Origin of the sequence: Nocardia australiensis (assembly GCF_020733705.1) — a bacterium.
GTDB classification, from domain to species: domain Bacteria; phylum Actinomycetota; class Actinomycetes; order Mycobacteriales; family Mycobacteriaceae; genus Nocardia; species Nocardia australiensis.
On record NZ_JAJFZM010000001.1, the window covers coordinates 1,216,797 to 1,242,681 of the forward strand.

At 66.3% G+C, this 25,885-nt stretch carries 19 protein-coding genes; 10 read left to right on the forward strand and 9 right to left on the reverse strand.

The window, feature by feature from the left end; genetic code table 11:
* Positions 1-273: 273 nt before the first annotated feature.
* Complete coding sequence (locus LKE06_RS05595) at positions 274-2,109, forward strand: acyl-CoA dehydrogenase (RefSeq protein ID WP_227997556.1); 1,836 nt, start codon at positions 274-276, stop codon at positions 2,107-2,109.
* Positions 2,110-2,221: 112 nt separating this feature from the next.
* Here the strand turns inward: LKE06_RS05595 and LKE06_RS05600 are convergent, their stop codons facing one another.
* Positions 2,222-4,186 (reverse strand): VanW family protein, encoded by a 1,965-nt coding sequence (locus tag LKE06_RS05600; RefSeq protein ID WP_227997557.1) that lies wholly within the window; start codon positions 4,184-4,186, stop codon positions 2,222-2,224.
* Positions 4,187-4,516: 330 nt separating this feature from the next.
* Here LKE06_RS05600 and gnd point away from each other — a divergent pair, with 330 nt between their 5' ends.
* On the forward strand, positions 4,517-5,548 hold the full coding sequence (gene gnd / locus LKE06_RS05605; RefSeq protein ID WP_227999287.1) for a phosphogluconate dehydrogenase (NAD(+)-dependent, decarboxylating): 1,032 nt from the start codon (positions 4,517-4,519) through the stop codon (positions 5,546-5,548).
* 111 nt (positions 5,549-5,659) lie between these two features.
* Here the strand turns inward: gnd and LKE06_RS05610 are convergent, their stop codons facing one another.
* Both LKE06_RS05610 and LKE06_RS05615 read right to left on the reverse strand, forming a co-directional pair.
* Positions 5,660-5,899 (reverse strand): glycine zipper domain-containing protein, encoded by a 240-nt coding sequence (locus LKE06_RS05610; protein WP_227997558.1) that lies wholly within the window; start codon positions 5,897-5,899, stop codon positions 5,660-5,662.
* 91 nt (positions 5,900-5,990) lie between these two features.
* Positions 5,991-7,307, reverse strand: coding sequence for an acetyl-CoA C-acetyltransferase (locus LKE06_RS05615; protein ID WP_227997559.1), 1,317 nt, complete (start codon positions 7,305-7,307; stop codon positions 5,991-5,993).
* Positions 7,308-7,548: 241 nt separating this feature from the next.
* Here LKE06_RS05615 and LKE06_RS05620 point away from each other — a divergent pair, with 241 nt between their 5' ends.
* Positions 7,549-8,907, forward strand: a complete 1,359-nt coding sequence (locus LKE06_RS05620) for a 3-oxoacyl-ACP reductase (RefSeq protein ID WP_227997560.1) — start codon at positions 7,549-7,551, stop codon at positions 8,905-8,907.
* The gene (locus tag LKE06_RS05625) at positions 8,904-9,773 is read left to right on the forward strand and encodes a MaoC/PaaZ C-terminal domain-containing protein (RefSeq protein ID WP_227997561.1); all 870 of its coding nucleotides are present in this window, start codon (positions 8,904-8,906) and stop codon (positions 9,771-9,773) included. The genes LKE06_RS05620 and LKE06_RS05625 overlap by 4 nt, the downstream gene beginning before the upstream one ends.
* Before the next feature lie 189 nt (positions 9,774-9,962).
* On the opposite strand, the gene LKE06_RS05630 is transcribed toward LKE06_RS05625, so the two are convergent.
* From LKE06_RS05630 to LKE06_RS05640, 3 genes are all read right to left on the reverse strand, one after another.
* Entirely contained in the window at positions 9,963-11,129 is a 1,167-nt protein-coding gene (locus LKE06_RS05630; RefSeq protein ID WP_227997562.1) for a DUF5685 family protein, read from the reverse strand.
* Positions 11,130-11,176: 47 nt separating this feature from the next.
* On the reverse strand, positions 11,177-11,776 hold the full coding sequence (locus LKE06_RS05635) for a TetR/AcrR family transcriptional regulator (RefSeq protein ID WP_227997563.1): 600 nt from the start codon (positions 11,774-11,776) through the stop codon (positions 11,177-11,179).
* Positions 11,777-12,127: 351 nt separating this feature from the next.
* Positions 12,128-13,306 carry a glycoside hydrolase family 3 N-terminal domain-containing protein gene (locus LKE06_RS05640; protein ID WP_227997564.1) on the reverse strand — a complete coding sequence of 393 codons (1,179 nt, stop codon included), beginning with the start codon at positions 13,304-13,306 and terminating at the stop codon, positions 12,128-12,130.
* A gap of 152 nt (positions 13,307-13,458) precedes the next feature.
* Between LKE06_RS05640 and LKE06_RS05645 the strand changes: the two genes are divergently transcribed.
* The 4 genes from LKE06_RS05645 (at position 13,459) to LKE06_RS05660 (ending at position 20,499) form a co-directional block, all read left to right on the forward strand.
* On the forward strand, positions 13,459-13,938 hold the full coding sequence (locus LKE06_RS05645; RefSeq protein ID WP_227997565.1) for a universal stress protein: 480 nt from the start codon (positions 13,459-13,461) through the stop codon (positions 13,936-13,938).
* A 788-nt stretch (positions 13,939-14,726) separates the two neighbouring features.
* Complete coding sequence (locus LKE06_RS05650) at positions 14,727-15,815, forward strand: isochorismate synthase (RefSeq protein ID WP_227997566.1); 1,089 nt, start codon at positions 14,727-14,729, stop codon at positions 15,813-15,815.
* Between the two features lie 93 nt (positions 15,816-15,908).
* Positions 15,909-16,079, forward strand: a complete 171-nt coding sequence (locus LKE06_RS05655) for a DUF2613 domain-containing protein (RefSeq protein ID WP_227997567.1) — start codon at positions 15,909-15,911, stop codon at positions 16,077-16,079.
* 70 nt (positions 16,080-16,149) lie between these two features.
* Positions 16,150-20,499 carry an alpha-(1->3)-arabinofuranosyltransferase gene (locus tag LKE06_RS05660; protein WP_227999288.1) on the forward strand — a complete coding sequence of 1,450 codons (4,350 nt, stop codon included), beginning with the start codon at positions 16,150-16,152 and terminating at the stop codon, positions 20,497-20,499.
* Between the two features lie 625 nt (positions 20,500-21,124).
* Here the strand turns inward: LKE06_RS05660 and LKE06_RS05665 are convergent.
* The gene (locus tag LKE06_RS05665; protein WP_227997568.1) at positions 21,125-22,303 is read right to left on the reverse strand and encodes an acyltransferase family protein; all 1,179 of its coding nucleotides are present in this window, start codon (positions 22,301-22,303) and stop codon (positions 21,125-21,127) included.
* A 205-nt stretch (positions 22,304-22,508) separates the two neighbouring features.
* Between LKE06_RS05665 and pgfA the strand changes: the two genes are divergently transcribed.
* Positions 22,509-23,648, forward strand: a complete 1,140-nt coding sequence (pgfA, locus tag LKE06_RS05670) for a cell envelope lipid trafficking protein PgfA (RefSeq protein ID WP_227997569.1) — start codon at positions 22,509-22,511, stop codon at positions 23,646-23,648.
* An 84-nt stretch (positions 23,649-23,732) separates the two neighbouring features.
* Here pgfA and LKE06_RS05675 read toward each other — a convergent pair whose 3' ends face one another.
* Positions 23,733-24,098: a VOC family protein gene (locus LKE06_RS05675; RefSeq protein ID WP_227997570.1), complete on the reverse strand. Its 366-nt coding sequence runs from the start codon at positions 24,096-24,098 to the stop codon at positions 23,733-23,735.
* Positions 24,099-24,156: 58 nt separating this feature from the next.
* The gene (locus tag LKE06_RS05680; RefSeq protein ID WP_227999289.1) at positions 24,157-25,446 is read right to left on the reverse strand and encodes a polysaccharide biosynthesis protein; all 1,290 of its coding nucleotides are present in this window, start codon (positions 25,444-25,446) and stop codon (positions 24,157-24,159) included.
* Positions 25,447-25,582: 136 nt separating this feature from the next.
* On the opposite strand from LKE06_RS05680, the gene LKE06_RS05685 reads away from it, so the two are divergent.
* Positions 25,583-25,738 (forward strand): hypothetical protein, encoded by a 156-nt coding sequence (locus tag LKE06_RS05685; protein ID WP_227997571.1) that lies wholly within the window; start codon positions 25,583-25,585, stop codon positions 25,736-25,738.
* The last annotated feature ends 147 nt before the right edge of the window (positions 25,739-25,885 follow it).

Below are 25,885 nucleotides of genomic sequence, written 5' to 3' on the forward strand. Positions count from 1 at the left end.
ACCCGAAACACCGCTTGCGACGCGACGGGCGAGCGTCATCGACTCGACCGGGCACCCCCATCTCCCGCGCGCAAGCGTTCACCCCGACGGTCCCGGTGTTTTTCGCGTCACATTGCCCCTCGAGCCTTTGCCGACCCCTTACCGGCCGGTAATATGGCATATAAGTTACCCGTGAGTAGTATGCGGAAAACCCGATCGGCTACCCAGTGGCGACTACGGGCGGGAACGGCAAGCGACCGACCGCACCAACTCAACGGAGAGTGAGTAACAGACATGGGCCACTACAAGAGCAACGTCCGCGACCTGGAGTTCAACCTCTTCGAGGTGCTCGAACTCGGTTCACTGCTGGACGGCGACGCGTACGGCGATCTCGACACCGAGACCGTCAAAGAGATGCTCAACGAGGTGCGGCGCCTGGCCGAGGGGCCGCTGGCCGACTCCTTCGTCGACGGTGACCGCAATCCGCCGACCTTCGACCCCGAGACCCACACGGTCACCCTGCCCGAATCGTTCAAGAAGTCCTACCGCGCGCTCGAAGACGCCGGTTGGGCGAAGGTCGGCGTCCGCGAAGAGCTTGGTGGTCTGGCCGCGCCGAGCTCGGTCACCTGGGCGCTCTGCGAAATGATCCTCGGCGCCAACCCGCCCGCACAGATGTACGCCGCCGGCGCGGGCTTCGCGCAGGTCTTCTACAACAACGGCACCGATGAGCAGAAGCAGTGGGCCGCGAAGATCGCCGACCGCAACTGGGGCGCCACTATGGTGCTGACCGAGCCGGATGCCGGATCCGACGTCGGCGCCGGTCGCACCAAGGCGATCAAGCAGGAAGACGGCTCCTGGCACATCGAGGGTGTCAAGCGCTTCATCACCTCGGGTGACTCCGACGACCTGTTCGAAAACATCATGCACCTGGTGCTGGCCCGCCCCGAGGGCGCAGGCCCCGGCACCAAGGGGCTGTCGCTGTTCTACGTACCGAAGTGGCACTTCGACTTCGAGACCGAGACCCTGGGCGACCGCAACGGTGCCTTCGTCACCAATGTCGAGCACAAGATGGGCATCAAGGTTTCGGCCACCTGTGAGGTCACCTTCGGCGGCCACGGCGTGCCCGCCAAGGGCTGGCTGGTCGGCGAGGTGCACAACGGCATCGCGCAGATGTTCGACGTCATCGAGAACGCTCGAATGATGGTCGGCACCAAGGCCATCGCGACCCTGTCGACCGGTTACCTCAACGCGCTCGACTACGCCAAGCAGCGTGTCCAGGGTGCCGACCTGACCCAGATGGCCGACAAGGCCGCCCCCCGCGTCACCATCACCCACCACCCGGACGTGCGTCGTTCGCTGATCTTGCAGAAGGCGTATGCCGAGGGTCTGCGCGCGATCTACCTCTACACCGCCGCGCACCAGGACGAGGATGTCGCGCAGCTGGTTTCGGGTGCCGATAAGGACCTCGCCTTCCGCGTCAACGATCTGCTGCTGCCGATCGTCAAGGGCGTCGGCTCCGAGCGGGCCTACCAGTACCTGACCGAATCGCTACAGACCTTCGGCGGCTCGGGCTTCCTGCAGGACTACCCGATCGAGCAGTACATTCGCGACTCCAAGATCGACTCGCTCTACGAGGGCACCACCGCCATCCAGGCGCAGGACTTCTTCTTCCGCAAGATCGCCCGTGATCGCGGCGTCGCGCTGGCCCACGTGGCCGGTCAGGTGCAGAAGTTCATCGCCTCGGAGGCGGGCAACGGCCGACTCAAGGCCGAGCGCAAGCTGCTGGCCACCGCGCTGGAAGACATGCAGGCCATGGCCGCCTCCCTGACCGGGCACCTGATGGGCGCCCAGCAGGCCCCGCAGGAGCTCTACAAGGTCGGTCTCGGCTCGGTGCGTTTCCTGCTCTCGGTCGGTGACCTGCTCATCGGCTGGCAGCTGCTGCGGCAGGCCGAGATCGCGATCAAGGCCCTCGATGGCGGCGTGACCGGTGCCGACGAGGCGTTCTACACCGGCAAGGTCGGCGTCGCCCAGTTCTTCGCTCGTAACGTCCTGCCGGAGCTGACCGCGACTCGCGCGGTCCTCGCGAACCTGGACAACGACATCATGGAGCTCGACGAAGCCGCGTTCTAGGACGTGACGGCGGTAAACCATCGGATATGACGAGAGCGGCCCGGAGATATTCCGGGCCGCTCTCGTCACATCCGTAGCTCCACATCACCTGCCGCCGGACGAGATGAAACTCTCACTCGCACTTGACGATCGGGACCGGGTCGTACTTCACGGTCCTGGTGTGTCGGGAAACCTCGCGGCCGGTCTTGCGATCGGTGATGACGCGGGTGTCCGACGAGGTGAAGCCGGGGGCGCCCTCGGCGGCGATGCAATCCTTGCCCTTGGGGAGTTCGACCGTATTCGGCTCGGTCGGCTTGGTGCGTTCACCGGTAACGGATTCGACGTTCACGGTCTTGGTGCCCCATAGCCGGACGGTGATCTCCGAATCCGTTGCGGCGGTTTCGATGTAAATGCCGGTCGGGGTGTTGTTGCGGAAGCTCAGGTCGATGGCGCCGTCGAAGACCGTGGCCTCACGGGCCTCGGGATAGCGCGAGATGTAGTAGCTGTGCTCGGTGTGCCCGCCGTCTTCGAGACCGGCGAAGTAGGCGGCGTTGTAGAGCGTAGTGGCGAATTGGCTGATGCCGCCACCGACTGCGGTGCTGGGACGGCCGTGGTCGATGATGCCCGATTCGACGTAACCCTCGGCTGTGCCGCGCGGGCCGGTGAAGTCGTTGAGCGAGAACGTATCTCCCGGCTTGATGACCGCGCCGTTCACCTTCCTCGCGACGACGCGGATGTTCACACCGGACGGACCACTGAAGCCATTGGTGCTGAACTGGCCCATCACCTCGGTGACGCCGAGTCCTTGGGCGGCCTCGGTGGTGAGTTTGGGCTCGACCGGGTCGTAGATGGCCTGAGCTGTCCGTTGCTGTGGTGCCACAATCAGATTCGGCAATTGCTCGAGCGTCTTGCCCCAGTTGATCTTGTCGCCGACGATCGCGGGGACCACCTTCGGCGTGCTGCCGACAAGATCGAATGTCGCGTCCTTCGGTTCCACCTCGGAGGTGGCCAGCTGTGGGCCGAGCAATCCAGTCGCGGCCTCCTGGTTGAAGGTCGCCGCGAGCCCGCCCTTGCCATCCGGTGTGAAGGAAAGGATGCTCGCGATCTGATCCGGCTGCAAGGTCGCGTCAACGCCCTTGCCCGCGAACACGATCGGCGCGCGCACCGCGGGTTCGGCGATATCACGCAACGCCTGATCGACCGCTTCCGGCCGCACGGTCATCGGCGCGGCCGTCTCGGGAAGATCGACCGGAGCGCCGAGCGCCCAGTTGTCGATCAGCGCGCTACGGGCGGCCGGGCCGTCGAGCACCCGCCCAAGCACCGGCGGCACCGCGACCGGCTCGACGCCCTGGAAGCTGACAGTGCCCTCGACCGTCGGCCGGTCATGTGTGCGCAGCGCGGTGAGCTGGCGATCCAGCGCCGCATCGTCCACCGCGGTGGCCACCGGCACGACATGGGTGGTGAACAGCGAGGTAAGCCTGGTGAAGGGATTGAGCGGCTGGGAACCGACACGCGTCCAGGTAGTGTCCCAATCCACCTCCAGCCCAGCGGCATCGGGGATCAGCGTTGTCTGCATGTCGCCGATCCGCACTGGTAGTTCCTGCCCCGAGCGCGGGCCGAGCACCGCGCGCAGCCTGGCGTCCGCCGTCGAGGTATCGAGACCGCCGATGTCGACGCCCGCGACCTCGACTCCGCGCGGCACCTCTCCCGAAGACAGCAGCAGGTCGGCGACGTAAAACAGTCCAGCCGTGGCGACTACGGCACCGAGCCCGATACCGATTCGTTTGGCGAGGACCGGCTTGCGTGTCACGGGATTCGGTGGCTGCGCGTTGCCCGGACGCTGCGACCGTCGATCGGTCGCGGCCGTTGCGTCGCCGGGCCGCTCGAGCGGGCGGGGGCGGGCGGTCGCCCGCAATGGCTGGGTGAGTGCGGTGGCGTTGTCCGCGCCGGTGTCATCCGGCGTGGCTGCGGCGCCCCGTGGTGGTGCGGGGGTGTTCGGCTCCGGGGAGCGCGCCGCGTCGAGGAACTGCCGCAGTCCGCCTTCGCCGCCCTGACGGTGGCCGCGGCCACCACGGCCGGTGTTCGATTCGCGAGTCACGAACCGTCCTCCCCGCTTGGTAGAAATGGGACACGCACCGTGCGGGTCGCCGCCAACGATAACGGTCCGTACCGGCGGCGGCCGTAGTACGAGAGATGCCACACACCGCACGCAAGGACCGGCAAACCATACAAGGGCTCCGCGTAGTTGCCGGGTCGGGGGTCTGGCAACTACACGGAGCCGATTGGACTATCGGTCTCACGCGCCACGCGTTACACATGCACGGTAACGAGGGTTTTCCACGCCCGGCGCGAGACGATCCGACCGGCGCGGGACAATCGACGCGACTCTCGCCCCAAGGGCTCGAACACACGAGGGAGATGGATGGGTATGCAGCTGGGAATGATCGGACTCGGCCGGATGGGCGCCAATATCGTGCGCCGCATCGTGAAGGACGGGCACACAGCAGTCGGTTACGAGCGTAAACCCAAGCACATCGGCGAACTGACCGCCGAGCTGGGCAGCGACAAGTTCCAGGGCTCGACCGACCTGAAAGACTTCGTCAGCAAGCTGGCAGCGCCGCGCGTGGTGTGGGTGATGATTCCCGCTGGCGCCACCGGCGCGGTCATCGACCAGGTTGCCGAGGTGCTCGAGCCCGGTGACATCATCATCGACGGCGGCAACAGCCGCTACCACGAAGACATCAAGCGTGCCGAGCAGCTGCTGCCCAAGGGCATCCACTACCTCGATATCGGCACCTCCGGCGGCGTCTTCGGCCTCACCCGCGGCTACTGCCTGATGATCGGCGGCGAGACCGAACAGGTGAAGTACCTCGACCCGCTGCTGAAGTCCATCGCGCCCGGTGTGGCCGCCGCCGAACGGACACCTGGACGCACCGGAGAGCCGTCCACCTCGGAGCAGGGCTACCTGCACTGCGGTCCCGCGGGCGCGGGCCATTTCGTGAAGATGGTGCACAACGGCATCGAGTACGGCGCCATGCAGGCCTACGCCGAGGGACTGAACATCCTGCACAAGGCGAATATCGGAGCCGAGCACGACGCCAAGTTCTCCGCCGAGGAGACCCCGCTCGAGCACCCCGAGTACTACCAGTACGAGATCAACGTGCCCGAGGTGACCGAGGTGTGGCGCCGCGGCTCGGTGGTCGCGTCGTGGTTGCTCGACCTGACCGCGGGTGCCCTCTACGCCGATCCGACGCTGGAATCCTTCGGCGGCCGGGTCTCGGATTCCGGTGAGGGTCGCTGGACCATCGACGCCGCGATCGACACCGGGGTCCCCGTCCCGGTGCTTTCGGCCGCGTTGTTCGCGCGATTCTCCTCGCGCGGCGAATCGCTGTACGCCGACAAGATGCTCTCGGCCATGCGCAAGGCATTCGGTGGACACAACGAGCTGCCGTCCAAGTAGCAGGCGGACCGACGCGCGGGCTCGGCGATCCAGTCGATCGCCGAGCCCGCGCTGTCCTCGGCTCTACCGCCTTTGGAAACCGATCCGTCGGCGTATCCGGCGACCGTCGGGTCAGAGTTCGCCGTCGGCCGAGCGGTCGTCATCGATCTTCTTATCGGACTTGCCCGATGAGTCGAACACAATGCCGAACGCGACCCCGATCCCCATCCCCATCGCTATCCCCACAGCGAGGTTGTCGAACACCGCGAGCCCGAATACCACCCCGATTGACAGCCCCATGCACAGCCCGAGTGCCACCCCATTACCCGCCTTCTTGCCTCCGAGACGCTTGTTCTCACCGTTGGTACCCATGTCCGAATTATCCCCGAATATAAAAGGTGACATCCGGCCGCGCGATACGACCGGATGCCACCTTCGTCATGATTCGCGGCGAGCGGGAAATTCAGCGCTCCAGGATTGCGACGACGCCCTGGCCACCTGCGGCGCAGATGGAGATCAGGGCGCGGCCGGATCCCTTTTCCGCCAGCATCTTCGCGGTCGAGGCGACGATACGGCCGCCGGTCGCGGCGAACGGATGGCCTGCCGCCAGCGAGGAGCCGTTGACATTGAGCTTGCTGCGGTCGATCGAGCCGAGCGCGCCTTCGAGGCCGAGGCGCTCCTTGCAGTACGCGTCGGACTCCCACGCCTGTAGGGTCGCGAGCACCACGGAGGCGAACGCCTCGTGGATCTCGTAATAGTCGAAGTCCTGCAGCGTCAGGCCGTTGCGGGCAAGCATGCGCGGCACCGCGTAGGTGGGCGCCATCAGCAGGCCGTCGGGGCCATGGATGTAGTCGACCGCGGCGACCTCGCTGTCCACGAAGTGCGCCAGCACCGGCAGGTTGCGTTCGGCAGCCCATTCGTCGCTCGACAGCAACACTGCGGAAGCGCCGTCGGTCAGCGGGGTGGAGTTGCCGGCGGTCATGGTGGCCTCGCCCGCCTTCACTCCGAAGACCGGCTTCAGGGTGGCCAGCTTCTCGACGGTGGAGCCGGGACGCAGGTTGTCATCGCGGGTCAGGCCGAGGAACGGGGTGATCAGGTCGTCGAAGAAACCGCGGTCATAGGCGGCGGCCATATTCTTGTGTGACAGGTAGGCCAGCTCGTCCTGAGCTTCGCGAGCGATGCCGAATTCCTTGGCGGTGATCGCGGCATGCTCACCCATGGACAGGCCGGTGCGCGGTTCGGCATTGCGCGGGATCTCGATGCCGAGCATGCCCGGACGCAGCTGGCCGACCAGCTTCAGGCGGTCCTTGTTGGTCTTGGCGCGATTGGCCTGGAGCATCCACTCGCGCATGCCCTCGCTCACGCCGATCGGCGCGTCCGAAGTGGTGTCGGTGCCGCCGCCGATACCGGCGTCGAAGCGGCCTGCCGCGATGGCGTCACCGATATAGGCGATCGCCTGCAGGCCGGTGCCACAGGCGAGCTGCAGGTCGTGGGCCGGGGTGTAGGGGCTGAGCTTGCTGCCGAGCACGCTTTCGCGGATCATGCCGTGCTCGCCGACGCGCTTGAGCACCGCGCCACCGGCGACCATGCCGAGCCGCTCGCCCCGCAGGCCGAATCGGCTGACGAGACCATCCAACGCGGCGGTGAACATGTCCTGGTTGGAGGCGTGCGCGTAGGCCTTGTCGGAGCGGGCGAAGGGAATCCGGTTGCCGCCCACGATCGCAACCGGGCGCAGGGCCTTCTCAGCCGTGGTCTGCGCCGAACGGGCTTTGGTTGTCACTCGAGTCTCCAGGTCTCGTCGGGGTGTCCGGCGCCCCGTCAGCCATGCGGAGGTCTCCGCATGGATCGGCGCCCCGTCGTGTTGGTTTACATTAAACTTACTCTGGAGTAAGTTTAATGTCGACACCGTACCCGTGGATGTGCGGAAATTCGCCTCGGGACGTGCAGCGAACGAGCAAGCCGATCGGCCCCCTCACCGGTGGAGCCGAGTACCCATACGAGACACAGAAAAGGGAGAAACAGTGGCAGCCAGCAAGAGCAAGGGTGCTCCCAATCTCTACGGATCGTTTGTACACTCCGCTCCCGGCCAGTTCCTGGCGAGCAAGCTCGGCCTGCCACAGCCGCAGAACCTGCGCCGCTACGTCAGCGGTGAGCCGCCACTGCCTGGCCCGGTACTACTCGGCGGCAAGGGGCGGGTCGCCGAGCCGGTGCGAAACCTGTTGTCCGACTACACCTTCGCCGATGCGCCTAACCAGGGCACGAAATTCGGCGCGCTGGTTTTCGACGCGACCGGCATCGGTTCGGTCGAGGAGCTTTCGCAGCTGTTCGAGTTCTTCCAGCCGGCCATGCGCAGTATCGCCGCGTCCGGGCGCGTCGTGGTGATCGGCACGACGCCCGATCTCACCGCGAGCGTGGACGAGCAGATCGCCCAGCGCGCACTCGAGGGCTTCACCCGTAGCGTCGGCAAGGAACTGCGGCGCGGCGCCACCGCGCAACTGGTGTACCTCTCGCCGGAGGCGTCCGCATCGGCGTCCGGCCTGGAATCCACCCTGCGCTTCCTGCTCTCGGCCAAGTCCGCGTTCGTCGACGGTCAGGTCATCCGGGTCGGTAAGGCCGACGCCGTCGCCCCCACCAGCTGGGACAAGCCCCTCGAAGGCAAGACCGCCGTGGTCACCGGCGCCGCGCGCGGCATCGGCGCCACCATCGCCGAGGTGTTCGCTCGCGACGGCGCCACCGTGATCGTCGCGGATATCCCGGCCGCGGGTGACGCGCTGTCGGCTACCGCCAACAAGGTCGGCGCCACCGCCCTCGCACTCGATGTGACCGCGCCCGACGCCGCGGAGAAGCTGGCCACATTCGCGACCGAGCGCTTCGGCGGCATCGACATCATCGTGCATAACGCGGGCATCACCCGCGACAAGCTGCTCGCCAATATGGACGAGGGCCGCTGGAACTCGGTCATCAACGTGAATCTTGCTGCGCCGCACCGCATTACCGAGGGGCTCGTCGCGCGCGGCGCACTGAAGGAAGGCGGGCGGGTGATCGACGTGTCCTCCATCGCGGGCATCGCGGGCAACCGTGGCCAGACCAACTACGGCGCTTCCAAGGCCGGTGTCATCGGCATGGTCAATGCTGAGGCGCCGAAGCTGGCCGAGAAGGGCATCACCATCAATGCCGTCGCGCCCGGATTCATCGAGACCGCGATGACCGCGTCCATCCCGCTCGCCACCCGCGAAGCGGGCCGCCTGATGAGCTCACTGTTGCAGGGCGGCCAGACCGTCGATGTGGCCGAGACCATCGCCTACTTCGCCAGCCCCGCGTCGAATGCGGTGAGCGGCAACATTGTTCGAGTCTGCGGGCAGAGCCTGATAGGAGCATGATGTCGCAAACGATCACGCTCACCGAACCACCGAAGAACAGCAAACTGTTCGTCAAGGCCGCGCTCGGAGCGGTTCCGGTGCCACTGGTCTCGGCACGCAAGTCCACCCTGCCCGACCGGGTGGTGCGACTCGACGGCCTCCGGGTCGATCCGGACCAGCTGGCCGCGTACTGCCGGGCGACCGGACTGCGGTTCGGTGACGCGCTGCCATTGACCTACCCGTTCATCCTCAGCTTCCCGCTGGCCATGCAGCTGGTGGTGGCGCGCGACTTCCCATTCGTCGCCGTGGGTGCGGTGCACGCGCAGAACCTGATCGAGCGCACCCGCGATATCTCGGTCGGCGAGCCACTGGATTTCCAGACCCATATCGAGAACCTGCGCGAGCATCCGAAGGGTCTGCTCGTGGACGCGGTCACCGAGGTGAGCGTCGGCCGGGAACTGGTGTGGCGACAGGTCACCACCTTCCTGCACCAGCAGCGCACCTCGCTGTCGGGCGGCCCGAAGCCGGAGCCGAAGCCGGACGAGGTTCCGCCGCCACCGCTGCGCACCCTGCGGGTGAATCAGAAGACGATCACCCGGTACGCGGCAGCCTCCGGTGATCACAACCCGATCCACACCTCTACCCTGGGCGCCAAGGCATTCGGCTTCCCGAAGGCGATCGCACACGGCATGTGGTCGGCGGCGAATATCCTCGGCAATATCGAAGGTCGGATCCCCGAAAAGACCGCCTACGCGGTGAAGTTCGGCAAGCCGATTCTGCTGCCTTCCACGGTGAACGTGTACGCCGATCAGGTCGACAGCGGCTGGGATCTGGCGCTGCTCAACCCGAAGAAGGGCTACCCGCACCTCACCGCAACGCTGCGCTGAGGTGGCACGCGCTGCCTGAGTCCGGAGCCGCACCTCGAATTGGGGTGCGGCTCCGGCCTTTCCGGGTTCGAACGCATACCGATCCGTAGTGGCAGGCCATACCGAATTCACGAAGAGCCGATAGTTCCACGCGCATGGCACTACCCGACGTATCGGAGTCGAATTGGCGAGCTATCAACAGTCGCTACCTCAGTCGCAGCACAGATCCCCGCCGCAATCACAGCAATCACAGCAATTGCAGAAATCGACTCGCTTGCGCCACGCCTCTTTTCGTTTGCCGCTGCACGGCCTGCGGTGGTCGGCGCAGCAGGCGTAACCAGTGGGATACTGGCCGAGCAGCAATCCAATACCCTCCAGCAGGCTCGGTTTGCGCTCCGGTGGCCGACCGTAGGGCGGATAGGGATTCTGACCGGGGTACTGCGGGTAATGACTACTGCTGCCACATCGAATCGCACCACCCGCATGTCCCACTCTGCGCACGAGCCCCGCCAACGGGTCGAGCAGCATCCAGCGCACGGTCGGAACCTGGTCGAGCCGAATATCGGCAATAGCTTCGTTCAGCTCCGAATTATATTGGCGCAGTAGATCATAGGAATCCGCAATGGAGGTCTCGGTAGCGGCGAGCGGATTGAACCGATCGTGTGCGAGATCGTCGTCGAGGTCTTCGACGGCATCGAAGAGATGCGCGATTCTGCCGAAATTGCGACCCGCCACGCGCAACGGCTCGGCATTCTCGGGCCGCTGCGCCAGCACCGCGGTGTGCGCGAAGAATTCCGCCGCGCAGAGCTGAGCGGGTTCGGTCAGATCGTCGAGAGATACTGCGCCAGTGACGCTTTCGGCTGCCCGTTCGGGCTGTCCGGCGCGAGCTTCCACAGTGGCCTGCGAATCTATAGCGGCGACAAGTGGTTCCACATCGAACCCGATCAACTCCGCCTGCGCTCGCGCCCGATCCGCCCACCGGCTCGACACCTTCGCCATCGGCGCCCTGGTCAACACCGACCCATCACCGTCATCGATATGGTCGCGAATCTTCGCCGACCCCAACAATAGTGACGCTGTGGAAGCCAGTTGCACACCCGGCGAATCCGCCCCTACCACCGAGGCGCGACGCATACCGCGCAACGCACACGGCCCGGCCGTCGACCGCTGCTTCGAACCACCCAGCTGCGCCTCGGTCAGCATGCTCAACACGATCGCGTCGGTATTGGTCGCGGCCCGCGCCAGCTGACCGTGCCCATCGCGCAGACCCACACACAGCCCGCACATGTGCGCCTGCCACTCGGCCGGGTCTATCCCATGCTTCTCGGCGCTGTGCGAACACGGTCGCAGCATCCCGAACAATTTCGCCCCCCTCATGATCAACAGACTCGGCTCACCATTTCACTACGGTTGCCGCCCCCGCGCTACTCGGCCTTCTTACGCCCCGCCAGACCGCGCCAGGCCAGATCGTCGAGCAGGTCGACGGCCTCGGCCACATCAATGCGGCCGGTGGCGACCCGGTCGGCGATCGCCTCACCGGCACCGATAACGGCCGCGGCGACCACATCGAAATTGGTGCCGGGTTCCGCGTGCTTGGCGCTGGACTCGAGGAGTTTGGCGGTCAATTCGATGACACGTTCGCGGGCATTCTCGATTTCCGATGCGAAAGCTTGCTGGCCGATCGCCTGCCGATAGAGCACCTGCCAGGAGTTCCTATTGCTGTCGACGAACCCGAGAAATCCCTCTAGCGCGGTGCGGACCTGCTCGTGCGGGGAGAGTTGCGGATTGCCCGCAGGGGCCACCGATTCAATGAAACGCAGCCCTTCGCGCTGAATGCACGCGCGGAACAATTCGTCCTTGGAGCCGTAGTAGAGGTACAGCATCGGCTTCGATATTTTCGCCTCGGCAGCGATCGCGTCCATCGACGTATCGTGGAAACCCTTGCGCGAGAACACCTCGACCGCGGCATCGAGCATCTGTTGCTCACGGACCGCCCGAGGGAGCCGCTTCGTTCCGCCCGCCATCCACTCTCCTACCACATGTGAAATACCTATATTACTCCAAGGTAAGTTCCGTGGGTTGGATTTGCTCACCACCTCGCCCGAGATCGCGGTGATGAGTGGTCACAACGCGAGCGATCGACCGCCCCGGAGTCGGTCGGTCCGGGCGATCATGCCGGAATCCGCACGCGCCGTCACCTGACCCCGTATACCGCCCGCCTCGGCCACGGTCTCCGCATCCGACGGCGGTCGGTGCCAGGCCGGCTCCGCGCGGAGCCGGCACCGAAGAAATCGACCAGCCGCGCCGGTGCTGATGCCGCGATCAGCTACCTGCGGTCGCGCACGGGAGGGTGCTCGCCTGCGCCACAACTCGGGTCAGCAGGTCAACGCGCCCTTATAGCGACCGACACGCAGCACCGACGCGTCGACCCGGTCGGCGGGCAGCCGTCCGCTCGATACCGCCTGCTCGAGGCGATCGAGCACCTGGGGTACCGCGTCGGTGGTTATCCACAGCGCGTTGTCGGCGCCCGCGACCAGCGCGGCCTCGACCGCCTCCTCAATGCTCATCCGACTGGTAATGGCGGCCATACCACTGAGATCGTCAGTGAAGATGACGCCATCGAAGGGAGCCGCGCCGTATCCGGTGCCGTCGCGCAACAGCGACATAGCCTCCGGGCTGATGCTCGCGGGGACGCCAGGGGTGGTCAGTCCGGGCACGTCGAGATGGCCGACCATGACCGCGGAACCGGAGTTGATCAGGTTACGGAACGGGACCAGGTCGACGGTCTGCAACTGGTCGAGCGGCGGGGTATGCACCTCGCCGGTGTGCGAATCACCGGATCCGGAACCGTGACCCGGAAAATGCTTCATCACGGTGCCGAGACCGACCTCGTGCATGGCGCGAATGTAGGTATCGGCGTAGGCGGTCACCACGGCAGGATCATCGGAGAAGGATCGGTCACCGATGACGGAATCATCGGGCTGGCTGCTGACATCCACGTCCGGGGCGAAGTCGACCGTCACGCCCAGATCCTTCAACGCCTTACCCCTGATCAGCGTGGCGTCATGGAATTGCTCGGCAGTCATGGACTGCGCGGTCGCCCGCGCCGACGGCGCGGCACCGATGAGATCCTTGACCCGCGAGACCCGGCCGCCCTCCTCGTCGATGGTCACCATCAGCGGCACCTTGGCCGCGGCCTTGGGCTGACTGATCTGACCGCTGCCGAGCAGGCCGGGCTCGGTCCACCCGCCGATGAAGATGCCGCCCACCTGCTCGGTGCGCACCACGTTCTCGGCGTCCGCGGCACCGGTGACCCCGACGGTCAGCAGTTGCGCCAGCCTTTCCCGTGGCGTGAATTGCGCGAGATATGTTGCGTCGCAATTCGGTTCGGCCGACGAGGTAGCCGGCATCGAGGAGCCCGATTCGGGCGAACCGCCGGTCGGCTGGGCCGAGGAGGCAGCAGAGGTAGTGGCAGAGGTGGTGGTGTCGCCGCTGGAGCATGCGGTCGCGACAGCGGCGATGGCAGCGAGCAGAACGAGAGGCGTCTTTCGCATAAGTTCCCACGGTAATCCCCATCCGGCGCAATGGCACGTCTGGGTACGAGCGAAGGGGTCCAGCCGCGCCGCGCCGCGCGGCGACAGCTACGTCTCGGCGTGTCGGAGGTAACCTGGATCCGTAGCGTTGTGACTTCGACAAGGAGATCACCGTGCCCTGCGATCTGATGCTCATTGCGTATGACGGGTCGGAAAACGCCAAGCGGGCTATCGAATACGCCGGACGGTTCCTCGCCGCGAACCGGGCCATCGTGCTTACCGCCTGGGAACCGATGGTGCGCCAAGCCGCCCGCATATCCGGCCTATCGGGGGTGATGCAGCCGGAGTGGGTGTCCGACGAGGAAATCGAAGACGTCGCCTACGTCGACGCGCGCACTGTCAATACCGAAGGTGTCCGGCTAGCCAAGATCGCCGGTCTGAATGCCGAGGCACGCACCGCGGAATGCACCACGACGATATGGAACGCCATCGTCGAATGCGCCGACAATCTCGACGTCGACATCATCGTCGCGGGCACCCGCGGCGCCACCGGCGTGCGCGCCCTGCTGCACAGCAGTGTCGCTGATGCCGTCCTCAAGCACTGCCACCGACCGGTTCTCATGGTCCCGCCCGGCAAAGAACCCGGCGTTTGATAACAGCTGTGTTTTTGGCCGCTGGTGCGGCGTGTTCGCGGCCCCTTTGGCTCGCGTCCGAGGGACAAATACTTGCTCCTGCGTCGCTTCGTATTTGCCCCTCGGACGCGAGCCGGCCGCGAACTCTAGTGCTCGATCTCGCTTCGCTCGAAATCTGTGGTCGTGGCGAGTGGGCGCGCAGGTGGGGACACGGCACCTCAGGGTTTGACGACCCAGTCCAGCGCAGCGTCTATTGGCCACCCACCGCGAACGTTAGAGGCTCGATCTCGCTTCGCTGAAAACTGTGGTCGTGGCGAGTCGGCGCGCAGGTGGGGACACGTCACCTCAGGGTTTGACGACCCAGTCCAGCGCAGCGTCTATTGGCCACCCACCGCGAACGTTAGAGGCTCGATCTCGCTTCGCTGAAAACTGTGGTCGTGGCGAGTCGGCACGTAGGTGGGGACACGTCACCCCGGGGTTTGACGACCCAGTCCAGCGCAGCGTCTATTGGCCACCCACCGCGAACGTTAGAGGCTCGATCTCGCTTCGCTGAAAACTGTGGTCGTGGCGAGTGGGCACGTAGGTGGGGACACGGCACCCCGGGGTTTGGCGACCCAGTCCAGCGCAGCGTCTTTTGGCCGCTCACCGCGAACGTTAGGGGCTCGGTCTCGCTTCGCTCTGGGACTGGTGTCGTGGCGAGTGGGGACGTAGGTGGGTTGGTACGGGACCGGGGGGTGTGGTGAGTGGGCGCGTTCGGGGGGGACGTGCGGCAGCTCGGGGTTTGGCGATCCCGTTAGGGTCGAGGGATTATGAACGGTTTTCTGCTCGCCGCACCCGGTGGTGTCGTGCGTGCGTCCGGTATCCGGACCGCGTTCGACGAGCCGGCGCGCGCTGTGGCGGCCTTGCAGGCCGGGACCGCGGAGTTGATCGTCGGCGCCCTGCCGTTCGATCCGCGCGGGCCCGCCGCACTGAGCGCACCCGAGCGAGCAGCGCGGCTCGCGGGGCCGTGGCGACCGGCCGCGCTGCCCGAGCTGCCCCGGGTTTCGGTGGTCACCGAGGTACCGAGCCCCGCGGAACATGTGGCGCGGGTGACCAAACTTATCGAGCAATTGCAGGATGCCTCGCAACCGTTACGCAAGGTGGTCGCCGCGCGATCGGTGCTGGCCGAGGCGGAAAGCGTGCTCGATCCCGAGCTCGTCGCCGGGCATCTGCTGACCAGGCATCCGACCGCGAAGGTGTTCGCCGTCGACCTGACCGCGGCCGGGCGGCCCGGCGCGACGCTGGTCGGCGCGACACCGGAGGTGCTGGTCGCACGCCACGGTGACACCGTCACACTGCGTCCGCTCGCGGGCACCCTGCCCCGACTCACAGATCCGGACGCCGATGCGGCACAGGCCCGAGAACTGTTGTCCAGCACCAAGAATCGCGACGAACACGCGTTCGTAATCGATTGGATCCGGGAAATTCTCACCCCTGTGTGCGCGGAACTGGACATCCCGGACGGACCCGAACTGATCAGCACCCACGAGGTCTGGCATCTCGCGACACCGATCACCGGACGATTGCGCGATCCCGCGACGACCGCACTCGACCTGGCACTACTGCTGCACCCGACCCCCGCGGTGTGTGGAACACCGACCGGGGCCGCACTCGAAACCATCAGCCACCTGGAAGAGGACCGTGGTTTCTACGGTGGCGCGGTGGGCTGGTGCGATGGGAGCGGAGACGGCGAATGGGTCGTCGCGATCCGCTGTGCCGAACTCGGCGCGGACGGCCGGTCGGTGCACGCGTTCGCCGGCGGCGGCATCGTCGCCGCGTCGGACCCGGGCGCCGAACTCGACGAAACCACCGCCAAGCTGCGCACCCTGCTCGGCAGCCTGCGATGTGCGGGCTATTGATCGCATCGCTCGCCGGGCGCTGCGCACGTGAAGCGCGACGTTACTGCTAGGTTGACCCAGAATGTGCCTGCATCGACGTATTGGAGTAACGCGATGAAGTTTGCTGTCCCTGGTGTTGCGAGTGGTGTCGCCGGCGCGGTGCTGGGCGCGATCGCGGTGCTGATCATCACGGTGGCGGTGCAGCAGAACTCGCGCCCGGATATCGAACGCGGCGGAGATTCCGACTCCTCGCTGCTCAATAACGTTGAGTACGGCAGTCGCTGATCCGCTGACCTCCGCTTCACCCGCCGACTCGCTCGGTTCTGCCGGCGCGGCCTCGGGTCAGCACAACACGCTGAGTACCGCCCCGCTCGGCAAACGGTGGTTCGCCGGGACCGTTGTCGCGGCGTTCCTGCTGACCTTCCTGCAGGCGCCCGGCAACACGGTCGCCGACACCAAATACGACCTGGCGCAGAATCCGCTCGGTTTCCTCGAACGCGCCGCGCACCTGTGGAGCAGCCAGGCCCCGATGGGCCAGGTACAGAACCAGGCATACGGCTACTTCTTCCCGCACGGCGCGTTCTTCTCCGCTGGGCATCTGCTCGGCCTGCCCGCCTGGGCGACGCAGCGAATCTGGTGGGCGCTGCTGCTGCTCGCCGGGTTCTGGGGCATCATTCGGCTCTGCGAAATCATCGGCATCGGCAGCCGTGGATCGCGCATTATCGCGGCAGTCGCCTTCGCGCTGGCGCCACGCGTACTGACCACGCTCGGCTCGATTTCCTCGGAGACGCTGCCGATGATGCTCGCGCCATGGGTCCTGATCGCGCCCGCCGCACTCGGCACCGCGTATCGGCGCGGCAAACGCGGGGGCGCGGCCGCACCCGCCGGGAGTGCGCTCGCGCTGGCGCTGATGGGGTCGGTGAACGCGGTGGCGACCGTGGCCGCGTTCCTGCCCGCGCTGATCTGGTGGGCGGCCTATCGTCCGAACCTCGCGTGGTGGCGGTTCACGAGGGCGTGGATTCCGCTGCTCGTGCTCGCCACGTTCTGGTGGGCGGTGCCGCTGCTGTTACTCGGCAAGGTGAGCCCACCATTCCTCGACTACATCGAGTCCTCGGGGGTCACCACACAGTGGGCGTCGCTGGGTGAGGTACTGCGCGGCACCGACAGTTGGACGCCATTCGTGTCGCCGGAACGCATCGCGGGCGCGGTGCTTGTCACCCAGCCCGCTGCCGTGCTCGCCACCGGCCTGCTCGCCGCGGCCGGAATGGCGGGGCTGGCCATGCGATCCATGCCGTATCGGGGACGGCTCGCGCTGATCCTCATCATCGGGCTGGTCGGCATCTGCGCCGGATACGCGGGCGAATTGGGTGGACCGTTCGCGGAATCGGTGCGCACGTTCCTGGATTCCGGCGGGGCGCCGCTACGCAATGTGCACAAACTGGAACCGCTGATCCGCCTCCCGCTCGTGCTCGGTCTCGCGCATCTACTCAGCCGAGTGCCATTGCCCGCGTCGGTCGCGATGCCGGTGTGGCGCAGCGCATTCGCGCATCCCGAACGTGACAGGTCGGTCGCGCTCACCGCGTTGGTCCTCACCGCACTGATGTTGTCGACCTCGCTGGCATGGACCGGGAAACTGGCACCGCGCGGCGCCTACGACGAGGTGCCCGCGTATTGGCAGCAGACCGCGGATTGGCTGGCGCACAACGCCTCCGACACGCGCGCGCTCGTCGTGCCCGGCGCGCCGTTCGGTAGCCAGGTGTGGGGACTCACCCGAGACGAACCAATGCAGGCGCTGGCGAGCACACCGTGGGCGGTGCGCGATGCGGTGCCGTTGAATCCACCCGGCACTATCCGCGCCATGGATTCGGTGCAGCGGCTGATCACCGACGGCAGGCCGTCGACGGGCCTGGCCGCGACATTGCTCGGTCAGGGCATCGGAATCCTGGTGTTGCGCAACGATCTCGACCCGGAAACCTCGCGCTCGACTCGGCCCATGCTGGCACACCAGGCCCTGGACGGGTCACCGGGACTGTCCAAGGTGGCCGAATTCGGTAACCGCATCGGGACCAACCCGATGGCCGATGGCCTGGTCGCCGACGGCGATCTGCGGCCCGCGTATCCGGCGGTCGAGATCTATCGGGTGCGGGTGCCATCGCCCGGTACCCCGGCCGAGGTGCGCGCCGGCCCCGGCGCGCCGGGCTCCTTCCCCGGCGCATACACCGTCTCGTCGGCCACAACACCGATGGTTCAGGGCGGACCCGAGGTGCTGGAGCGGCTGCACCGGGATGCCGGAAACACTTATGCGCCAACAATTCTCGCAAGCGACGCCGCCCAGGCCGGGTTGCCGATCGGACCGCTGACGGTGACCGACACGCCGATGGCGAGAGAGGCCGACTTCGGCCGGGTCGACAATCACAATTCGGCGCTACTCGCTCCGGACGACGCCCGCCGCACCCACAACCTGGTGCCCGATTATCCGGTACCTGGCGCGCAATTAGTACGCGGCGAATGGTCCGGCGCAACCATCACCGCATCGAGTTCGGCCGCCGACGCCACCCAGTTGGGCGGGTCCGCACCGGGCAGTTCGACCGCCGCCGTCGTCGACAACGATCCATCCACGGCGTGGATCAGTAATGGCGCCGAACACGCACTCGGCCAATGGCTTCGGCTCGACCTCGACCATCCGATCAGCTCGGGACTACTTCGCCTGTCCACCAGCGCCGCCGCCATCGGCGACCCGGTGAAATGGGTGGAGGTGCAGACCGCAAACGGTAGCGTCTCCGCACGTATTCCCGAACCAGGTGCGCCGGTATCGATTTCGCTGCCAGCCGGTAAAACCGACTGGCTTTCGGTAACCGCGATCCGCACCGAAGACGGCACGCGCGGTGGCCAATTCGGCATCGGTGAACTGAGCCTGGACGATTACACCGTTCGCAATGCGCCGGTGCGGGTGGATATCCGCCATCGCACCGTACTGCCGCCCACTCCGCCGGGCGCGCAGGTTCGCGCGTGGGATCTCGGGCAGGAATTCCCCGGGCGCAGCGCGTGTTTCGATGCGCCCGACCGGGTGCGATGCAGCAAGGGACTGGCCTTGGCGCCGGAGGAACCGGGGGTATTCGAACGCACGCTCTCGGCGCCCGAACCGGTCACCATCACGCCCCAGCTGACCGTCCGCACCCGGCAGGGTCCGGCACTGGAGGCACTGATCACCGACCACACCCGGCCGGTCGCGCGAGCCAAATCCGATGTCGGCGATTTGCGCGGTTCCGCATTCGCGGCGACCGACGGCGATCCGCGAACCAGTTGGACCGCGCCGGAGGAGTCGGTGCGCAATCCGGCCGGCGGCAAGCCGACGTTGACCCTCGAACTGCCCGAGGCAACGCTGGTGACCGGGCTGGAGATCACCCCGTCGCTCGGTGGACTGCCCGCAGCGCCCACCGCAGTCGCGGTGAATATGGGAAACGGGCCGCAGGTGCGCGAAATCGAGCAGCGTGAACCGGGAACCCCCGCCCGAATCTCGTTGCACCCCACCGTGACCGACCGCATCGAACTGAGCCTGCAATCCTGGAAGCCGGTGTTCGATCGCACCGCCCTCGGCTTCGCCGTCACCCAACCGCCCGGCCTCGCCGAGATCTCGGTCCTCGGCCCGGACTACCCGGCGCCCGCCGGACCCGACCGGCTGATCACCGTTCCCTGTTCGGACGGACCGACCATTGCGCTCGGCGGACGATTTGTCCACACCACCATCACCGCAACTGCGGACGAACTGCGCTCCGGCGCACCGATTCCCGCCCGGGTGTGCACAGATCCCGAAGCATCCCAGTCGGATTCGCAGCCTCCCTCAGATTCGCAGCCTCCCTCGGGTTCGCAGCCCCCCTCAGGTTCTCGATCCCCCGACGAACTCGCGATTCCACAGGGTCGCGTCGACGTCACGGTCGCCCCCACCGACCTGTTCTTCGTCGACCGCCTACGCCTGGACCGCACCGCGACACCTCACGACGAACCGCAAGACCCGAACAGTCCCGGGCCCATCGATAGTCCACAGGCACAACAGGATTCACCCCTCGGTCCTCGGTTGCTGGTACTGCCACTGAGCAATAACATCGGCTGGCAGGCTCATACGGCTGACGGTCAGGCATTGAAACCCGTTGTCGTGGACGGCTGGCAACAGGGCTGGTTACTTCCGCCCGGTGCGACCGACCCCGTCACCATCGGGTTCCCCGCTGACCGCTGGTACCGCCTCGGGATCTTCGGCGGTCTGCTACTACTGCTCCCCCTCGCCCTACTCGCCATACCTCGTCGAATCCGCCGAACCTCGAAACCCAAAAGGCCGAAGCGGCCTTCCGAGACGACTGCGGCGGGTGACACCGTCGCCGGCGATCCCGCACCAGCACCGGCCACCTGGGGCACACGCCTAATCGGCGCACTCGGGCTCACCATCGCCGCCACCCTGATCGCGGGTCCTATCGGCACCGCACTAACCGTCGCAACACTCGCCGCAACTCGATTCTCCGGCCATGTCACATCGAAAACCCTTGCCGCAGTAGCGGGTCTCGGCACCGCCGCCTCGGCTGCCGCACTTTCCACCGGGCCATGGCGTGCTTCGGGCGGGTATATGGGTGGGTCATTATGGGTACAAGTTCCCGCGCTTATTGCTGTGATCGCCGTTGGGGTCGCTGCGCTTGCGTCGGCGCGCAAGGGGTAGCTGTGGGTAGTGCGAGGGTGCTGGAGGATGTGCGGCCGGGGTTCGGGTAGTCCATGTTTTTGGCTGCTGGCGGGCGTGTTCGTGGGCACTATGGTTGCGGGCTCTAGTGGTTGATCTCGTTCGGAATCTGGTGTGGCGAGTGGGTGCGTAGGTGGGGTCGTTCGGGACTCGGGGTTTGGGAAGTCCAGTGAGGTTTGCTGTGTTTTTGGCCGCTGGCGCGGCGTGTTCGCGGCCCCCTTTGGCTCGCGTCCGAGGGGCAAATACTTGCTCCTTCGTCGCATCGTATTTGCCCCTCGGACGCGAGCCGGCCGCGAACTTTAGTGCTCGATCTCGCTTCGCTCGAAAACTGTTGTCGTGGCGAGTGGGTGCGCAAGTGGGCTCGTGCGGGACCGACTGTTTCTGTACACAGATAGGTCTCGTGCGTTGGCAGTCGTGGGGCCCGGTGTCGCTGCGCTCGAAACTGGGGACCGGCTAGTGGGCACTTACGAGGGGTGATGCGGTATTGGGGGGTTGACGGCCAGTTCGGATTGGCGATTTGGTGGTGGACGCGGGCTTTGGGATGGTGGCCTGCTTCGATGCTTTCGCATGGTCGCGACGAAGGAGATGCGGCACGCGGTTCGCGGTGTCAACTCGCTTTCGCGGCAGCGGCTTTCGCGCGGTCGCGGTCGCGGGCGAAGCGGCGGGCCGGTTCTTCGACCAGTGCATAACTGGCGGCGGCGATGGGTAGGGTGAGGGCGATCGTGAGGATGAGTACGTAACCGAAATTGCCGTTGAACGGCAGGATTCCGAAGACCGGGAACACGACCGACAACAGCACGAGATGCCACAGGAAGATCCCGTAGGACCAGCGCCCGATGGTCGCGGCGACCCGGGATTCCAGCCAGCGATGCGGCCGGGTATTCGCCGCGCGAAATACCAGCGGCGCCAGCAGGGCGAAACCGATAATCGCCCCGAGTCCCATTTTCGCGGCGTATTGCCAAGGTTCGGCCCTGGCCAGCCCGGCAGGACCACCGAGATCGGTCGCGGAAAACAGTAGGGCGAGAAGCGCGATGGCCCACATCACCGGCTGATTGGCCGCGACCCGCCGCCATGCCGATAGCGAATTCGCATTCTCGACCAGCTCGGCCAGCAGCATGCCGACCGCGAACCACGGCAAATACCCTGGCAGCCAATTATCCGAATGAATGGCATCGGGCGTGGGCACCGGAAGGAAATTCCAGCCCAGGCTCACCACCGCCAGCCCGAGGATCGCCGGTACCCGCCAACGCGCCGCACCACCACGCAACCGCACCAGCGCGAATGCCAGCAGCGGCAGCACGAGATAGAAAGCGACTTCGACCGACAGACTCCACATTTGTGTGAGTCCGTCGGTCAGCGTGAGCGGCACGAACACTTGCAGCAAACCCAGATTCGACACCCACACCCGCAACCCAGCGGTACCCGCCGCGCTCGGCAACAGCACCAGCACCACGCACACCACTACCCAATAAGCTGGCAGAATGCGCGCCGCGCGATGGCGCAGATAGTGACCGACCGACGGCGCGGTACCGAGTCCACGCGCTGCGGTGGCGTGCGGTCGCCACAGTAGAAAGCCCGACAGCGCGAAGAAAACCGCGACCGCCATATCGAATCGTCCCCAGATCCGGCCGAGCACCGGCATCCCCGCCGCTCCGGTCTGGAAAGCGACGTGGGTAATAACGACTCCGAGCGCCGCCATTCCGCGCATGCCTTCCAGCGCGGGCACGAATGCCCGCCGCGACGCGGTCACCGAGTCGGCGATCGGCACGGGCCCGGTGGCGGTCATCGAACTCCAGTCTGCCGTGGTGCGTTGCCGAGGTAAGACCCGGCATTTCACACTTCGCGCTGAACTCGGGCGTTTTCCGGGTCGAATCCGGCCTCGCCACCGCATGCTACGACATCGGACTGTTAGTGTCGGGGCTCACGAGTGCCGTGGGGCGCCCGCAGCACTCGCTCGGAACGACCGCTGTTCTACAACGAGGAGAGTTTGCATGGCACTGAGTGCCGGAACCAGAAGGACGGTGGCCTGCCTGCTGGTGGGTCTCGGCGCGCTCCTGATTGTCGCCGCGGTGATGATCCCGACGTACACCGTCAGCAAACTGGCGAAGACTCCTCTCGATCTCGAGATCACCACCGTCGCGAGCAACGATCGTGGCTCCGAGAGCCTCGTACTCGACTCGAAGTCGCTCACCACGCCGGAGGGGTCGGCCAAGGTGGACACGGGCGTCAACCTGATCTCGCAGCGCTACCTCACGGTCGAAGATCCCTCCGATGCAAGCGAAATGACCATTCAGGCCGGTCAGACGTTGCGTCGGGTAGACAAGCAGGGTGACACCGGCCTGCTCACCGCGACCGTCGACCGGGTCACCATCGACCGCGTGAACGGTATGCCGGTCGACACGGATCCCAACGGCTCCATCGCGGTCACTGTCGACAAGAACGGCGACAGCATTGCCGACCCGGTCCAGCACACAGGCCTCCAGTACCGGTTCCCGATCGGCACTGAGCAGAAGACCTACCCGTACTTCGATATCAACGCGCGCAACACCTTCGACATCAACTACGTCGAAGAGACCGAGATCAACAACATGAAGGTCTACCACTTCCAGCAGAACATCCCGATGACGAACATGTGGGATGTAGTGCAGGCGCCGACGAACAAGATCACGCTGCCCGCCGCGAAGTGGGGCGTCGACGGTGGTGACGAGCCCGTCACCATGACCCGCTGGTACACCAACACCCGCGATGTGTGGGTCGAGCCGCAGACCGGCACGATCATCAAGGGCGGCGAGCAGATTCACCTGTACTACGCGCGCAGCGGCGACAAGCCGGAGGTCACCGCGCTGAAGTCGAACCTCATCTTCGACGAGCCCACCATCGAGTCGCAGATTTCCGTGGCCAAGGAGAACATCGACAAGCTGTCGCTCTACGGCCGCGTCCTGCCGATCGTCTTCGGGGTCCTCGGCGCGATCGCACTGATCGCCGGCCTGGTCCTCGGTATTCGTGGGGGTTCGCGCCCCGCACCCGCCACCCGCGGCGGCACTCCGGCCCAGCCTGACAGCGGGTCGGCAGCGAACCACGACGTCGACGACGCACCCACCGAGCAGATCAATATCAATAAACGCCCCTGACAGCGAAAATCGCTGACAGCGAGCATCTTACGAACTCGGCTCCCCGGCCATCCGCCGGGGAGCCGAGTTCGTTTCGCGAGTGGGTCAGGGCAGTGGCGAACCCAATGGGTAGGCGACCGGATGACGGGGTTCATACAGCAGCATGGTCGCGGCACCGGGAATCAACATATCGATGCAGCGCCCGAAGCTTCGCTGCGCGATCTCGCCCGCGAATTGCGCACCGCGCTCGGATAATTCGGCGATCGTGCGCTCCAGGTTGTCGCACATCAACGAAATCTCGTGGCGTGGTGGACCATCCGCCGGATGCACCCCGAGCTCACTCGGCCCGGTTCCGAAAATGAGCCAGCCGTCGTCGGCGTCCACATTCGGCCAGCACAGCACGTCGCGGAAGAAGGCGCGCGTGGCGTCCGGATCCTCCGCATAGACCAAGGTGTGCACCGCGGTGATCATGTGCGTGATGGTAGCCACCTCGTCGGCGATCGGTGATCGGATCGGAACTGTCGCCGGGTCAGCTCGGCGAGCGCTGTGGTTGATCGCGCCGGTTTTGCTCAGCGGTGCGCAGGACAACGGCGGCGACCGACAGGGTGGTCGCGGCGGCAACCACTACCGCGATGGTGATCAGGGCCGGCACTGTACGGGCCGAGGTGAGCATGACGGTTACCTCGATCGCCAGACCCAGCCAGGTGGTCGCGGCGGGTGCGGTGCGGTCGACCGCGATGGCCGAAAGCAGGGCGCCCTGCAACACCGCGAGGATGGCGCCCTGTAGCGCGAAAACCCACAGCAATCCTTGGATCGGCGCATAGTCCCTGCCGACGAATAACGGGGCGAGCGGTGCCGCGATCGCCGCGCCGATCACCGCGACGACACCGATTCCCGAGAGCACCGCGAGCGCGTCGCGAATGGCGCGCGCGGAGTGCGACGGCTGCGCCATCCGCGGATACAGCACCACCCCGACCGCCTGTGGCAGCCAGAATGCGATTTTCGCGGCAATGGCACCGAGGGCGTATCGACTCGCATCCTCGGTGTCCAGCACGATTCTGGCGACGATCAGGTCCGCCGAGGACAGTGCCATCAATGCCGCCTGAACCTGCGCGGCCCGCAATACCGGCAACACGCCGACGGCATTCGAGCGGACGGACAGCGCGGCGCAGTGGCGCAGGCCGGAGCCTGCCGACCTCGGTGACCACCCCGACAGCCTGGTAGCTGAACGCGAGCGGCGGCCCGACAACCAACGGGAACTCGTTTGCGATGGGTGAACGGGCGGGCCGGAGCTGTCGAAAGCGCGCATCCCGGCAACGCACCGCGCGAAAATCGCGGCCACCGCAATCCCGATCGCCGCTGCCCACAGTGCCGCCGCCGCGCCACCACCCATGGCGAGCACGGCGAGCGCGGGCGCGACGCGCGCTACCCCGGCCACGCCGAGAACAATCGCCAATGCCCGAAACCGTTTGCCGCCCTGGAGAATTCCCTGCTCACCCGAGAGCACGACCAGCGCGGGCGCTGCCCCGAGCGCGGCCGCGCATGCCGCCACCCCGACGTCGAGCACGACCGTCACCAACGGCACCAGCACCGCGGCGACAACCGCGACAATCACCGCGCACCGCCACTGCAACCCACGCAGCGCCGCAACACTCGCACCCCGCACCAGTTCCCTGGCCACCACGTTCTGCAACGCCAACGCGGGCACCGCACACAACAACTGCACCGCGAGCAGACTCGCGAACTCACTGAACCCAGCAACCCCCAGCCAGCGCCCCGCCAGCATCTGCAACAGATACCCCGCCACATTGGCGGTCATCGCCCCCACCGTCACCAACGTCAGATCCGCCACAACGGGAACGCGACCGACATCAGGCACGACGCAATAATCCCACCTCACCACCCACACCCCATGCCCACCCCGGACCCACGTCGCACAACACGCCACCGCTCGCATGGCATCGCAGCGAATCACGTCTTACCGCATCGCACAGCACGGCGTCAGCGACGGCACAGCGACGGCACGGCGACGACGACGGCACGGCCTCGGTGGCGTCGTCGGTGACGGCACGGCACGGCGCGGCGTCGGTGACGGCGACGGTTGGCGGTGACGGCATCGGTGCGACGACGACGGCGACGGTGCGACGACGGCGACGGCGACGGCATCGGCGGCGACGACGACGGTGGCAGCATCGGTGCGACCGCGGTGACGGTGACGGCCGGCGATGGGCGGCGGCGAAGATACGGCGGCATGGGGC